Source organism: Macrococcus epidermidis, from assembly GCF_003259695.1.
Lineage (GTDB): Bacteria > Bacillota > Bacilli > Staphylococcales > Staphylococcaceae > Macrococcoides > Macrococcoides epidermidis.
Genome location: NZ_PZJH01000014.1, coordinates 1 through 14,544 on the forward strand (window position 1 = coordinate 1; position 14,544 = coordinate 14,544).

Annotated in this window: 11 protein-coding genes; 1 reads left to right on the top strand and 10 read right to left on the bottom strand. The window is 32.2% G+C overall.

Annotated elements, in window-relative coordinates; all coding sequences use genetic code 11:
- Positions 1 to 152 precede the first annotated feature (152 nt).
- A complete protein-coding gene (locus tag BHU61_RS13110) occupies positions 153 to 1,673 on the bottom strand; it encodes an EVE domain-containing protein (RefSeq protein ID WP_111717516.1) in 1,521 nt (506 codons plus the stop codon).
- 184 nt (positions 1,674 to 1,857) lie between these two features.
- On the opposite strand from BHU61_RS13110, the gene BHU61_RS13115 reads away from it, so the two are divergent.
- Entirely contained in the window at positions 1,858 to 3,381 is a 1,524-nt protein-coding gene (locus BHU61_RS13115) for a glycosyl hydrolase family 28-related protein (protein WP_111717517.1), read from the top strand.
- A gap of 67 nt (positions 3,382 to 3,448) precedes the next feature.
- On the opposite strand, the gene gtfB is transcribed toward BHU61_RS13115, so the two are convergent.
- From gtfB to BHU61_RS13160, 9 genes are all read right to left on the bottom strand, one after another.
- Positions 3,449 to 4,774 carry an accessory Sec system glycosylation chaperone GtfB gene (gtfB, locus tag BHU61_RS13120; RefSeq protein ID WP_170122567.1) on the bottom strand — a complete coding sequence of 442 codons (1,326 nt, stop codon included), beginning with the start codon at positions 4,772 to 4,774 and terminating at the stop codon, positions 3,449 to 3,451.
- Entirely contained in the window at positions 4,771 to 6,273 is a 1,503-nt protein-coding gene (gene gtfA / locus BHU61_RS13125; RefSeq protein ID WP_111717520.1) for an accessory Sec system glycosyltransferase GtfA, read from the bottom strand. Before gtfA ends, gtfB begins: the two co-directional genes overlap by 4 nt.
- Positions 6,274 to 6,288: 15 nt before the next feature.
- Positions 6,289 to 8,670 (bottom strand): accessory Sec system translocase SecA2, encoded by a 2,382-nt coding sequence (gene secA2 / locus BHU61_RS13130; protein ID WP_111717522.1) that lies wholly within the window; start codon positions 8,668 to 8,670, stop codon positions 6,289 to 6,291.
- 4 nt (positions 8,671 to 8,674) lie between these two features.
- Entirely contained in the window at positions 8,675 to 9,484 is an 810-nt protein-coding gene (gene asp3, locus BHU61_RS13135; protein ID WP_111717523.1) for an accessory Sec system protein Asp3, read from the bottom strand.
- A complete protein-coding gene (gene asp2 / locus BHU61_RS13140) occupies positions 9,471 to 11,030 on the bottom strand; it encodes an accessory Sec system protein Asp2 (RefSeq protein ID WP_111717525.1) in 1,560 nt (519 codons plus the stop codon). Before asp2 ends, asp3 begins: the two co-directional genes overlap by 14 nt.
- Complete coding sequence (asp1, locus tag BHU61_RS13145) at positions 11,014 to 12,318, bottom strand: accessory Sec system protein Asp1 (RefSeq protein ID WP_111717526.1); 1,305 nt, start codon at positions 12,316 to 12,318, stop codon at positions 11,014 to 11,016. Before asp1 (BHU61_RS13145) ends, asp2 begins: the two co-directional genes overlap by 17 nt.
- On the bottom strand, positions 12,275 to 12,553 hold the full coding sequence (gene asp1, locus BHU61_RS13150) for an accessory Sec system glycosyltransferase Asp1 (protein WP_111717528.1): 279 nt from the start codon (positions 12,551 to 12,553) through the stop codon (positions 12,275 to 12,277). The genes asp1 (BHU61_RS13145) and asp1 (BHU61_RS13150) overlap by 44 nt, the downstream gene beginning before the upstream one ends.
- Positions 12,554 to 12,562: 9 nt before the next feature.
- Positions 12,563 to 13,774 (bottom strand): accessory Sec system protein translocase subunit SecY2, encoded by a 1,212-nt coding sequence (gene secY2, locus BHU61_RS13155; protein WP_111717530.1) that lies wholly within the window; start codon positions 13,772 to 13,774, stop codon positions 12,563 to 12,565.
- Between the two features lie 101 nt (positions 13,775 to 13,875).
- Positions 13,876 to 14,544, bottom strand: a 669-nt coding sequence (locus tag BHU61_RS13160; RefSeq protein ID WP_146608876.1) for an LPXTG cell wall anchor domain-containing protein, incomplete at its 5' end; no start/stop codon positions are given.

A 14,544-nucleotide genomic window follows, 5' to 3' on the forward strand; every position in this document is an offset into this window, starting at 1 on the left:
TAGTGGTACCATTTAGATGAGTCATTTGCATTCATTCCTTATTGTTTGTTGTGGTAACTACAATATTAACATGGATGCACATGGCTCATTTTTTATTTTAAAGCACACCGTAGGTGGCTAACTTGATTATAGAATTTCCCTCTTGAATAAATTTATTTATATGCATAAAATTTCATATATTGATGCATATATATTGGATACTGCGCTTTAAAATCATCAATTGATGATGTCGTTATTGCAACAATTTTAAAATCTACATCTAATTGATAAGTCGCTTCATCATCTAATCCGATAGTTGCACGCGTAAGTTCTTTCATGACAGGTAATGATACTTGTTCACCTTGTGCTGCATGGATCAGTGGTTTGAGTTGCGTTGCATTTAAGTGATGAAAATCTTCTATTAGTAAGTCGTGTTTTAACGAACTTGCTAATGCTTCTGTAATTATGCCTTGATGGAATACAATATCTTCATCTTCTTTAACATATTGACCATATAGATTACCACTTGTCCATATCGTATCTGCTGTGTAAATTTTTAAGTTATCTCTTTTAAGCTGTAGATATTTAATAGCAGTATCTACTCCGTTGAAATGTTCGGGCAGACTGAATACATAGATCATCTTCCATGGCTTTGGCGCAACTTTAGGTTTGTGTGATGTTAAAGACTGTTGCAATGATTGATGTTGAATTGATAGTCGATTGCTGGATTGCTGTGCATTTAATCGTTCATCATCCTGGTTATCTGACTGTTGATTACTGGAGTTATCGGTCTGAACTTTCATTTGCTTTTCCAGCGTACTTCTTCTTGACGAATAATTTGCTGTATCAATCATTTGCTGGATAGTAGGTGATTGTATTGGTTCAAGGTCCGTTAATGGATTTAAACATGTATCGTACTGAACGCGTGTTATTTCAGTAACGGATTCATTCCACTTCTCATTCAGGAAATATTGTGCACGCAATTGTGGTTCTCGGTCTAGTTCATAGATTGTACGCGGTGTAATGTCTTCTATATATTTTATCTTCACGGATGTACTGTCTGTTCTTCCCGGTATCGGTTGATTGCGCTGCATCCCTTCTACGACGATAGCAGTCCCGTATATTCCTCTTTCTGGCGTTATCTTGTAGATAATTACTTTATCACCTGGCTGCATCTGACCATAGTGTTTAAATCCATTACGATTCACGCCATTAATATTGCGCACATAGATTGTATATGTTTCATCCGCTTCAAAATCTATGTCTTCCTTCATTATAAAGTAACGGTTAATCTTCTCCTCATTTCGCCCAACGCGTACTATCTTTTCATAGTCTTCTTCAGATAATGGATTAAGCAGTTGTTCTTTCATACTATTAATCGTAAGTTTAAGTGCTTCATCTCGAATTAAATATTCTTTCGTAAATGGCGCAAGCTTTTCTTCGTATTTAAAATGTATTTTAATTTGTCCACGTCTTGGCTCTTCAACTTTTAAGACAGATCCTGCCCCAAGTATGCCTATTTTATTCTGCACTTGATAGAAGATGACTTTATCTCCTGGCACTGCGCGTTTGAATGCTGTATATCCTTCATTCGGGTTAAAGTGTACTGTGGAGTCGAACACTGATACTTGTCCCATTAAATCTTCGAAGTGATTAAATCTATTGTATCCACAATTCAGCCAAAAGTAGTTCACAAATATATCCCCCTGTTTACTCAATTAGTTTTATTATAGTAAAGATTTTATGGGTATGATAGCGTTTTATGTTAAATTAATTTATTTTTACACTGATATAATTAGCTTATATCAGTAGGTTTTTGCTCGAATATGTTAGAATAAACTGTATCATAAATATTTATGATTCAAAGGAGAATAAATAATGTCTTTTAAGAAAAAATGGTTACTCCCAGCTGTTGCGTTCAGCGTATTACTAACTGGTTGCCAAGATTCAGAGAAACAAAAGTCCAAAGAAACAAGTACTGAAGAAACATCTAAAGAAAATGTTACTCAAGAAGCGCCTTCTATTAAAAATGCAAAACAAATTAATGTAGCAGATTTCGGAGCAAAGCCAGATGACAATAAAGATGATACAGATGCAATAACAAAAGCAATTGAAAAGTCAAAAGACGAAGCTGTTGAAGTCGTGATTCCAAAAGGTACTTATGACACGAATAAAACGATAGAAGTAAATGATATTAAAGGGCTACATATTAAAGGTGAAGGTGCAATCATTAAACCGAAGAATCCAATGACTAATCCGCCTGAGTTTTATGCGATGCGCCTTGGATCAGAAAAGAATTTCTTGTCTGAAATCGAGATTGAAGGTATTACAATTGACGGTAGTAAAAACCCTCAAGACTTATACTTCAAGATGAAAGATGCTGATGATTTCTATAAAACACCAATGACTAAAGGCATCGCGATAAATAATACAAATGATTTAAACATACATGATGTTGAATTTAAACATATGTACGGGGGCTATGCCATATTTGCACAAGAGTACCGTGATGTAAATATTAAAGATGTGAATTTAGAAGATGTTGGTGGCGATGATATTACAGACAGTTTCGGTATGGCGATTTATTTAAGTGGTCATAGAGATGATGCAATTGTCAACATTGATAAAGTTGTATCTAACGCCAAGACATCGAAACGCTCTAAAGAATATATGGGTTGGATCGGCGTTGTACTTGAAAACGGTACAATTCAAGATACCAAAGAAGAGAATTGGTTAAAAGATCAAAATACAACGATTAATGTGACGAATTCTACATTTAATGATTACGAAACAACATTCCACGTAGAGTCAACGTACGGTAATGTGTATTGGAATACTGATGACGTGAAAACACGTGCGAAAAGTTACTTTATCGCAGCAGGTGTAAACGGCGAATTGCGTGAGCGTTCAAATAATGTGGAAATGGATTTATTACCGTTCGGACGTAACGATATTGTCCATGGTGTATATTACACAGAAGGCATGAAACCTGAGAACTATTCATTTAATATGCATAACTCTGTTGTGAATAATGTAGAAATGGATGGCAAACGTTCACCGATTACGGCTGTTTATGCCAATAATACGACTGCAACATTCCATAACACAACTTTCAATGATGTATCTAAGCGATTAGTTGCAAACGGAACAGGAACGTTTATCGATAGTGTCGTGAACTTAACAAAAGATGCTAAGAAAGATGCACTCGGAGAATTCTCAGAGAAGACACAAAAGATTGACTTAAGTAAGTCTACAGTTAATGAAGCTGGTACGAAAACTGAAGCAAAAGCTGGTAAAGTCCCAGACAAACTTAAATCTACAAACAAGCCAATACCAAAACGCGAAAACCCACTCGCTCCAGCAGATTTAGGACGTCAAGTCGCTCCACTTAAAACTGAATAATTCTAAAATACAAAAATAGACGCAAAAACCTCAAACATTGGTTTCTGCGTCTATTTCTAATTTTGTATTACTTTTTAAATGCTTTATGAAATTGTTGCCCACTCACTTCATTAGCATGTTGTTTTTGTAAATTTAATCTTTCATAATACAGATTATTATTCTTCTCAAAATTATTTAATAAGTCTATTAATGAATCTATTTGTTTAATCTCATACAAATTTTCTGGCGCGGTGCATTCTTTATTGTGTGCCACTTCATTAAACCCAAGAATCAATGTTTGATAATCGAATGCACCTTTTACCGATTCTAATATTTCATCTCCATGATTAATATCTAAATAAATATTTGATTTCTTATATAAATCAATTACTCTTTCTCTTTTGATATTAGGATATAAAACGACGTTATTGTATTTATTTAAATCCATTAACTTAGATGACATTTCAGTTACTGCTGCAATATGAAATTCATAATACGGCAACTTCTGTACTATTAATTCAATGCCTTCTACTTGATCAGAATTAGTAAGTGTAATCACTTGATTACCAAATTGCGCTTTTTTAAAGTATCTGTATAAGTAGCCAGATTGAATAATACGATGCTTTACATCGTGACCCACGACATTTTGTACACGATTGAATTCAAGGGCATCTGGAATTGCTACAGTAAACTCTCTCATATCATATTCAAACATCACCTTCATATTTCCCGGGATATCATCTCCAATGTTTTCTTGCCAAAACAAAATATCTTTCCCTTTAATACCCATTTGATACACAATAATGAACGGGTAAGAAAGTGAATTAATTATAAATCCATCTAATTGACTGAAAGCTTCTCTTAAAAAGAATTGTACAAATTCCACTTTACTAACAAAAGAATATTCCTTTGCCTTATAAGAAACAATAATATTTTTTGTAACAAAGTTTTCATAGATTACTTCATTACCTTGTCGGTCATAATACGTTTGTAAAATTGGTACTCCTCTTAAATCAAATACTTTCGTTGCAAATTTAAAACCCGCTTGATGATAATAATCAATAAATCTAATCTGTTTAGATTTATCTAGCCACTCAACGTGACTGACAATTCTATTTTTAAAATTAGCACGAAATCTAATATTTGCTCTCAATTCACCCATATCTTTTATCGTGCCACTAGTATTTGTCCCCTCAATTTCCCAGAAATCAGGTGTCTCTATTTCATTAAAGTGAATGCCTTTATCGTTTTGATACACTTTTACATTCGAAAAGAATTGATAGGGCGTAATGATGCCTTCCGGAAGAAATCCATCTTCTTCAATAACTACTGTATCATGTGTATATCCTGCTTTAAGTAATGTATTATATAATGCTTTAGTCGATGGGTTAAAATGCTCAAATAAATTTATCATTTTTGCACCTCTTCTATTAATCCTTTCCATTTCTCAATCACTTGATCCGTAAGAAAGTTCTTTGCTATTATATATGATTCTTTATGTGCATTATCATTAATTGTCTTATAATATGCTATAATAGCATCCGCATATCTTTGTATTAATGCTTCGTGATTTTCACTACCTGCTTCATAAGGTACTAATAAACCATTTTTACCCGAATTAATAAATGTAGGGTTCCCGTAATTTACATCAAATCCAATAAGACCTAACCCTGACCCTACTGCTTCCATTAATGTTAATCCAAATCCTTCACTCGTAGAACCAGATAAGAATAATTCATATTGAGAATAAACATTGTCTAAATCTTCATGACCTTTTAGATTAATAAATGACGAAGCATTATGTGTATTGATAATATTAAAGATTTTACCTTTTTCTACTCCTTCTCCGTAGATGTCTAATCTAATGTCTGGCAATACTTTTTGGGCTTGAACAACTGCTTGTACAATCCAATCTATATGTTTCTCACTCGCTAAGCGTGAAGCAGTAATAATTGAATAAGGCTGTCGTTCACTGTCTTTGCCTTTTAATTTATCTATGCTCCCCACTGGTATTGTATAAATTTGTGACTTTACTGCTTTATAATCATGTAACTGTTGTTTCAGTAGATTATTCTGTGTTTCTGTTGCAGTAATATAAAAGTCTATATGCTTGTTTTGTGTGAATTGATAATCATAGTAATTATTCCATAAAATATATTGATCATCTGTAAAGTTGGCACTATAATGTTCTGCATGAATCACCACACCCACTTTACTTTCGCCTTTATTTTGTAATACTGCCTGACCAATTACTGTAGCTCTATCTAATATTACAATATCTTTCTTAGTAAGATTCAATGCTTTAATAAAATAACCAACGAATTCAGATTTTGAATATAACTTTTCATTAGGAAAATCAAAAATACTATTGTCATTATCAATATATTCTTTATATGCAACCGAACCATCTTCATTAAAAAACGTTCTCATATAAACCTTGGCCTTGTTGTCAAATGGGGCATAATATTCACTAAATAATTTTACGTATGTATAAAAGTCTTTCCGAATCAAGAAACCATTAGAAACAAATTCAGCACGATCAACTACTCTAGAATCTGCGTCTTTTAAGTAACATGCGATAAAATTATTCTGCCCCTCAAATATAATTTTTAATATTTTGCCGACTTGTTCTTCTCTAATGATATTTCCATGTATTGATTCTTTTATGTTGTCGACTGTATACGTCGTTGGACTTATTTTAATGTCAGTAAAGTATTGGTATAACCAAATTACTTCGTCATCTTGAAAATCCATATTAGATGTTAACGTTTGAATATTCTCATTTGAGATAAAATCTAAAAATACAAACTTGGCATCAACATTAATATCTCTAAAAATCTTTGCACGATATCGTTGGGCATATTCAACACCACTACTAGCCCAACCAATACCGAAATTTATATTATAAATCATGTTTCCACCTCTTATTTATGGAAAATGAATAATCATATTTCCCTTTTTATCGAAATTTATGATACTTAAACACATATTTTTTACAATACTTTCATAGATTTTTAAACTCATACCATTATATGATTCTAATGCTACTCTATGGTATTCGCTCACTGAACTTCTATGTCCATTTCTATTGGTCACACTATGTTTCAGTTGAGATAACTGATCAACTTGTTTAATCCAAGCGCTATCTATCGCTTTTAAGATTGCTTTTTGTAAATATTCTTTATACATTGCTTCATGATTAATAATCTTATAGTTTTCTTGCAATTGTTTTTTAAACAAATCCATCAAAAATGCTATAATATTTTCTTTACTTTCCAATGTATCCTCCGGTAGGTCATTGTCATATTGAAAACTTACCGTTGTGTATATATAAGCTAGCAGTGTTCTTTCATCTAAATCCGGATGTTCTTCAACAAAACGCATAAACGTCTCACGCGCAATTGTAGTGAAATCAAAACTTGAAAATTCTGCTGCTTCTAGTACCCTATCTCTTTCTTGATAGACATTCATGCGTTGTATACTAATACTTTTTTCAAATTCATTTGACATCATACGCCCAATGACACCTTGTTCTTCAGAAACGATTTGTGCTTTTTTAACGATATTTTTAATACGATTAATTAAGAGCCTACCATTTTCTAAACGATCAGCATGTTGTGATAATCGTTCACGGTTATCAATCATTCTGTCATTTCCCCAACGCTTCACCAAATAATCTTCTAACGAAATATAAATTTGACTCGTTCCAGGATCCCCCTGGCGACCTGCTCGTCCACGTAATTGTCTATCTACCCGACTATTCTCCATATGTTCATTCACTACAACTGCAAGCCCACCTAAAGCTAATGAGTCTTTGTCTAATTTAATGTCTGTTCCACGTCCTGCCATACTTGTGGCAACTGTTACTGCTTTGTGGTGCCCCGCTTCTCTTATCATTTGCGCTTCTTTTGCAACATTTCTTGCGATAAGTAAATTATTGGGGATATCTACTTTAAATAATTCTGTTGAGAAATATTCTGCTGCATCAGCAGTGCGTGTGATAAGTAAAATGGGTCTTCCCGTTCGATGAATTTCAATCACATCATCAAGTATGCATCTATTTTTACTATCCATATCAATAAATACTTTATCATCAATATCTTGTCTTATTACCGGTTTATCCGTGGGTACTTGTATAACAACTTTAGAATATAAATCAGTAAATTCGCGCTCTCCTAATTTTGCGGTTGCAGACATTCCAGAAAAGTTTTCGAACTGCATAAATAGATTTTGAAATGTAATTGTAGCCATTGCACTTAAATCAGGTGATAGTTTTACTTGTTCTCGTGCTTCGATTGCTTGATGTAAACCAGACTGTAATTTAGTTCCTGTGAGCATCCTACCTGTCGTACTATCAATTAGTACGACATCACCATCTTTTACAAAGTAATCCGTATTAAATTCAAATAAATACTTTGCGCGTAAAGATAAATTAACAATGCGAATTAAATCAAAGTTATCTTCAACAAATAATGGATCAACATTAAAGTAAGTTTTGACCCTTTCAACACCCTTATCATTTAAATAAACTTCTTTTTGCGAGGTATCCAATTCATAATCATCTTCAGTTAACGTATCAATAAACTCTTTTACGTTAGCATATAAATTCGATTGTACTCTTGGCACTCCCGAAATTACCAATGGCGTTTGTGCAGCATCAAGAATAATTGAATCGATTTCATCAATTAATGCATAATTTAAAGGGGGCATAAATTTCGATTTTATGTGGTCTGCTAAATTATCTATCAAATAATCAAAGCCTAGTATACCGTTTGTAGTATATATGATATTAGCGTCATATAATGCCTTTTTCTCACCCGGTTTATATGTATGACCAGGTACATCAACAAACCCAAGATTTACAGTTAAACCTAACCATTCAAATAAAGGCTTCATTTCTTCATAATCCCGTTTTGCTAAATAGTCATTTGTTGTAATCAAAAAGTTGCCATTACCCTTTAAACCATTCAAATACAGCGGTAAAGTTGCAGTTAACGTCTTACCCTCACCCGTTTGCATTTCTGCAATATTACCTTGATGCATAGCAATCGCGCCGAGTATTTGAACCTCTTTATGATACAGCCCTATTACCCGTCTACTAGCTTCACGACAAACAGCATAGGCTTCTGGCAATATACTGTCTAATGATTTGCCTTTAGCAATTCTTTCTTTAAATATCATCGTTTGTTGTTGTAATTCAGCGTCACTATACTCAACATATCTGTCGGCATATGAAATAACTTTTTTTAGTACCTTTTGTAATGACTTCAGCCTTACATTATTTATAGAAGTGTTAATATATTTTTTCAAAAAATCACCTCTGTTCTAATATTTGCATGGTTAATTTATTTAAAACTGATGATTGATTTTTATAAATAGATAACTCATTTTCTGGAAATTCTCCATATTGAATAATGCTATCGTTATTAGGTTTAGAGGTGATGAATGCTATTTCGTTATGTTGTCTTGCTAGTTTACATGCAATAAGATTCGAAACCTCTCCATATCCAATAAAGTTCACTTGATATCTATGAACAAAGTCTTCTATTACATTTAACTCGTCTTTAGCTACTACTAACACATTATTTAAATGTTGAATACTCTCATCATTTATCCCATAATTAAAAGGTGATGGCTCTTTAATAATTATGTTTAGTACACTTTCTGTAGGTCTTATAATATTGTGATTTCTTCGATAATCTTTATCAGAAATAACTATATTAACAAATTCAAAAGAAACTACTGATGCACTCATTAATGCAATCTTATAGAAATACGCAGCTTCAGGAAAAGTGAATGATGCATCATAAGTATCAAAAATAATCGACTCTATTAAACTTTCGTCTCTTCTATAAAATAAAATTTTGAAATATACACTATTTTCTGGTGTAGATTCAATGTTAAATTTTATTTTATATTCTCTTTTTCTTTTTAATATTGGCAATGACGGTATATTTCTATCTGCTTGATAGTTCGTTCTCATTACCCATTCATGAATCAATGTACCAGAAGGCATTAACTCATTACGAAAAGTTACTGTATCATTAAAAGATATTTCAGTCCCATACATAAATGTTTTTCCGCTAATTTGATTCCATGTAATCACATATTTATTTTCTGTCATATGGTTTTCTCCCGAACTTCGTTTCTAGCATTAAATTAATGAAATGAACGAACCAGTTATTGATTGTTGTTGAATCATCATTATGTCTACCCGAGATACCACGACTAATTATTTTGGCTTGTTGTTTTGTTAACACATCCAATATTTCAGGAAATGCATTTAAGTCATAATCATCATGCATCATATAAGATAATCCAAATATTGTATTTTGTAAATCTGCAGTAGCAAACTTATTCCAAAATTTATCATTCAATTGTTGAATATGCTTAGTTGAAGTGCCACCTGTTAAAGAGAGCAATATGTCATTAGCAGTACCAAAATCATTGGGTCTTAATAACTTCATATTATCCGCAATTGTGCCTACATTGATAAGCGGCTTTCCGGCAATCACAGCAGCTGGTTGCATTTGTGCACCATAATATAGTGCCCCAAACGATCCCATAGAAAGGCCGGTTAATATTAAATCAGTAGACTTAAAATCTAATTGCTTTAGACTATTTTGAATGACATTTATGATACCCTTTTCGTATTCATCAGAACCCATATAAAATGATCCACCCTCTAGCCTCGGATCTGCTATTAATAGAAATGGTGCTTCAAAAGATTTCATCATATAGAATCCTTCAAAACCTTCTGCTGAACGATAACCACTGAAATATACATTTAATGGTGGCTTCATATCACCCGGGTGGAAGAAAGAAATAAATTCATTTCTTTCTTGATCGACAAATCTATTTCCACCTAAGAAAAATTCACCAAACTCTAAACGACTCCATCTTCTATGCAGTGCCCCAAGTGATATAGTTCCACTACCTTTTGCTTCAATAGAAACTGAAAGATAGCATTGATAATCTCTTCGTTCAAATAGTATTGGTTCATTTAATGATTTCAAATCAAAAATAAATTCTTCAGTTATTGTATCTACTAGCCCTGCTGGTATCATACGAAATATTATTCTAACATCGATATCTTCCCCAACTATGCTGAACTCAGGCCACAATTCTATTGCTCTATCTTGTTCGTAGAAGATGTTATATTTCCATGATGCAAATGGTTTAAAGTCTGAGCCAAAATCACCCTTAAAAACGACTTCCTTATTACCATTATATATCACTTCATCTTTGAAGGTTTTATTTGGAACAATCATCTTAGGATGGATTTTGTCCCCAAATTGCCCGACATAACCTAGTGTCTTAACTTTTTCAATCAATTCTTCTTTATTCTCTGCTGAAATACTGCGTATGATATTTTTTTGCACTATCCTTTCATACTGGAAAGTTGGCCAATATGGTGCTTCAACATACGTATTATATGGTTCAACAATATTCTCAATAATTTGTAATAATTCAGGTTGATTTTCAGTTTGAACCAAAATAAAATCAAACACTTTTACTTTTTTCAGTAACAACTTAAGTTCTTCTTTAATCACATTAATATCATTTAAATCATGAGGATGTATATGTTTCCAATAATATTTTTTAGGGTCGTCAAATAATGCACTGTAATTATCATTTCCAATTTGTAACACTTTAAAAAGTTTTCTCATCAAATCCTCCTTCGATAAACTGTTCTAACTCATTAATAATATTTATCGACGAATACTTCTGAGAGAGTTTCATAGAATATGAAAGAGATTTATTCCAATGTTTAAGTACTAATAAGTAATGGGCTATACCTTTTATCATTTCTTCATTATTTCGAACAATTAAACCGTTAACTCCTACTTCAACATAATCTGTTTTTCTAACATTGATTTGAGGAATACCAGCACTGATACTACAAATTTGTAAGAATAAATCAGGTTCTACATTCAAGTCGACTAATATTCTTAATTTTGCAATTGCTTTAATGACATCATTTTCGAAAGGGCATACTAGTAATTTAATCACTTCTAACTTATTCTTTTCTTTCTCATCTAATAAATCAATATCGTCCTCTTGCTCAATAAAGTATTGATTAATATCATGAATCATATCTGAAAGATAAGAACGATTATTTTCGTGTGATCTACTTATTAAGATAACTTTAATACGTTCATTCTCTTTAATAAATTCGAATACGCTATTCAATATAGTCACAATGATATCTTCATCTAAACCATCAATATTTATTCCTACATATGATTCATATAATTGACTACTTAAATTTGGTAATACTAACGTACTAAATGGTGTAATTCGTAATACCTCATTCATTTCTTCAGATTTTAATTTATCTTCATTATCTTCTGTATCGACGATACAATGCTCAGCTTCTTGAATTGTAGTTAATAAATCATTATTCAGAGATTTATTTCTTTTTGTGAACACAGAATACGTTAGTTTTTCGTTTCGGATTAAATTATTAATTAAGTTATTATGTCTTACATCTGCTCCAACAATATAATGTGCTGTTTCATCTAATCGACTAATATATGCTGCGAATTTCTCTTTAATTAATTCAACCATTGTATCGTAATTTTTCTGCTTAAAATCTTTATAGTAAGTTTCAGATACAGTCACTTTATAAGTCAATAAATTTTCTGTCAAAACGACATCACCTAAATAGTTTAATATTTTGAATAGTATTGGACTTCCTTCATTATTACATTCAATAATTGCAGACAAAATCCCTCTATCATCAAAGATGCATCTCTTAGTCATTTCATTATGCTCATAAAAATCTAACCACATCAAATAACCCATTGGTGAATAATAAATGTTTGTGTACGTTTCTTTAGATGTGATTGCTCTTATAATAAACGGTGTATATATAAAATCTGTTCCTTCGGGCCAAGCCAATTTTTGATAATCAATGGGTTGTGGTGTGACATTTATCAAACCCTTGTATTTCATCGAATACTGACCAATAATCTACTTCAAATAATTGATTTCTATGCATAAAAGTCCTTAAATCAGAAAAGAAATTTAAAATAATCATTTTAAATTTCTTTTCATTTTTAGTATGCATTCCCATTAAACTGATTAAATCATCAAATTCTGACCTTGAGTGTATTGCTTCATAATCTGGTCTTGCTCTATCTCTCCACCATTCATTTGAAGTATACCAAGCGGGAATAAAATATTTCATAAAAACTCCTTACCAATACTTTTTTAAGAAACCCTCATATTTATCAAAATATAATAACGTCTTTACATATTCAACCATATTAAGTGCGATATAAACTACCATTAATATTTGAATCGCAAAAAAGATTTCAATTGATATTTTCGGATATAATAATGTGGCAAATAACGGTAAACCAATAATAATTGTTACAACTGACGCACCAAAAAAACTAACTCTACGGGTCTTTTGCTTTATAAATCCTTCTGTTTCTTTTCCTGGTTCAATCCCATCGAAATAGTTTCCACTCTTTTGAAACATCTCTGCTTTATTTTTAGGATTAATCATAAATGTTGAAAGCCAATACGTGAAGAAGAATAACATTGCTATAAATATACTGATACCGACAGGACTAGTGAATCCTAAAAGTGTTTCATCAATTTTTGCGTTTTTCAAGAATAAGAAACGTACCAAATCTACTACGTATTTTAAGCTAATGAACAATGCAATTGTTATCATAATTGCTAAACTACCACTCGAATTCATTTTCCATGAAATATATGGAGATTGATAAGGCTTTGATACCGTCATTATATCTAAATACTTTATTCGGTATTCTGCAAGCTCCATAATCAACAAAGTAACAAATGCTATAAAGATACAAATCCCTGCAATTATTAGAATTTTTATATCAAATTGATATAAAAATTCTGATTGTTTAATAAAACTTTTTACTAAACTAATAAATACTATCGGCATTGCACCAGCAATACCGTGGATAGTATTTATATCCGCTATCCACATAAGCATCATACTACCACTTACTAAAACTAACATCGCAGTCCAGTTATTTATATTTTGATGTTTCTGAACTTCAAAAGCATGCTCTACAAGAAAATAACTTTGTAAAATAGCTATGACAAGCGTCAAAGACTTCTCTCTAATACTTCTTTGAAATTGTGTAAGCTTCATAATTTTTTTAGGAAATTTATAATAATATAAGCTTATAAATATCATAGAAGTTAACCATGGACCCAAACCGAGCGAGAAAATATTAATAATATCAAAATTACCGCCCATATTTGATGCTGTCATTTTATATATCTTATCAATTTTCATTTCAGCAGGTGTATGTAAGATTTGGATGTGATTTCCAAATATGAATATAATCAATATAAAACATGTAAATAATATTCTTTTAATTATATTTTTTCTTTCGTTAATCTCAATATAGTGATTAGACATTTAAATAACCTCAATTTCACACAATGTACATTTACCCTTCTATTATATCAAAGACAAACACGCGAGTGCGTGTTTGTCTCCATATAATACTGCATATTTAATTAATCATTTTCTTTTGGATCTTTTCTTTTTTTCTTGATTAATCCAAGACCTACTAGTAAAGCCGCAACTCCAGGAATTAACCCAGCATTATGTTCCCCTGTATCAGGTAAAGTAACTAAGTTTTTAATATTATCATCTTTAATCGTATCTGACTGGTTAGTAGGTAAAACTCCTTCTGTTGGTGTTTTTATATTATCAACGTCATCTAGTACATACGTTGGTAATACACCTTCTAATGGTATTTCATTATCGGAAGGTTTAATATTTTCTGAGCCAGTCGATGTCTCTGAATTAGATGATGACACCGATTCACTCGTTGACTCACTTACTGAACCACTTGTTGATTCGCTTACCGAACCTGACGTCGACTCTGATACTGACCCGCTTGTTGATTCACTTACTGAACCACTCGTTGATTCGCTTACTGAACCTGACGTTGATTCTGATACCGAACCGCTCGTTGACTCACTTACTGAACCTGATGTTGATTCTGATACCGAACCTGATGTCGATTCGCTTACTGAGCCACTTGTTGATTCTGATACCGAACCTGATGTCGATTCGCTTACTGAGCCACTTGTTGATTCTGATACCGAACCTGATGTCGATTCACTTACTGAACCGCTCGTTGATTCGCTTACTGAACCCGATGTTGATTCACTTACTGA

Bases quoted from the DNA above. Each gene is read 5' to 3' on its own strand.
- BHU61_RS13115 (WP_111717517.1), top strand. From the start codon at position 1,858: ATGTCTTTTAAGAAAAAATGGTTACTCCCAGCTGTTGCGTTCAGCGTA.
- gtfB (WP_170122567.1), bottom strand. From the start codon at position 4,774: ATGATAAATTTATTTGAGCATTTTAACCCATCGACTAAAGCATTATAT.
- gtfA (WP_111717520.1), bottom strand. From the start codon at position 6,273: ATGATTTATAATATAAATTTCGGTATTGGTTGGGCTAGTAGTGGTGTT.
- asp3 (WP_111717523.1), bottom strand. From the start codon at position 9,484: ATGACAGAAAATAAATATGTGATTACATGGAATCAAATTAGCGGAAAA.
- asp2 (WP_111717525.1), bottom strand. From the start codon at position 11,030: ATGAGAAAACTTTTTAAAGTGTTACAAATTGGAAATGATAATTACAGT.
- asp1 (WP_111717526.1), bottom strand. From the start codon at position 12,318: ATGAAATACAAGGGTTTGATAAATGTCACACCACAACCCATTGATTAT.
- asp1 (WP_111717528.1), bottom strand. From the start codon at position 12,553: ATGAAATATTTTATTCCCGCTTGGTATACTTCAAATGAATGGTGGAGA.
- secY2 (WP_111717530.1), bottom strand. From the start codon at position 13,774: ATGTCTAATCACTATATTGAGATTAACGAAAGAAAAAATATAATTAAA.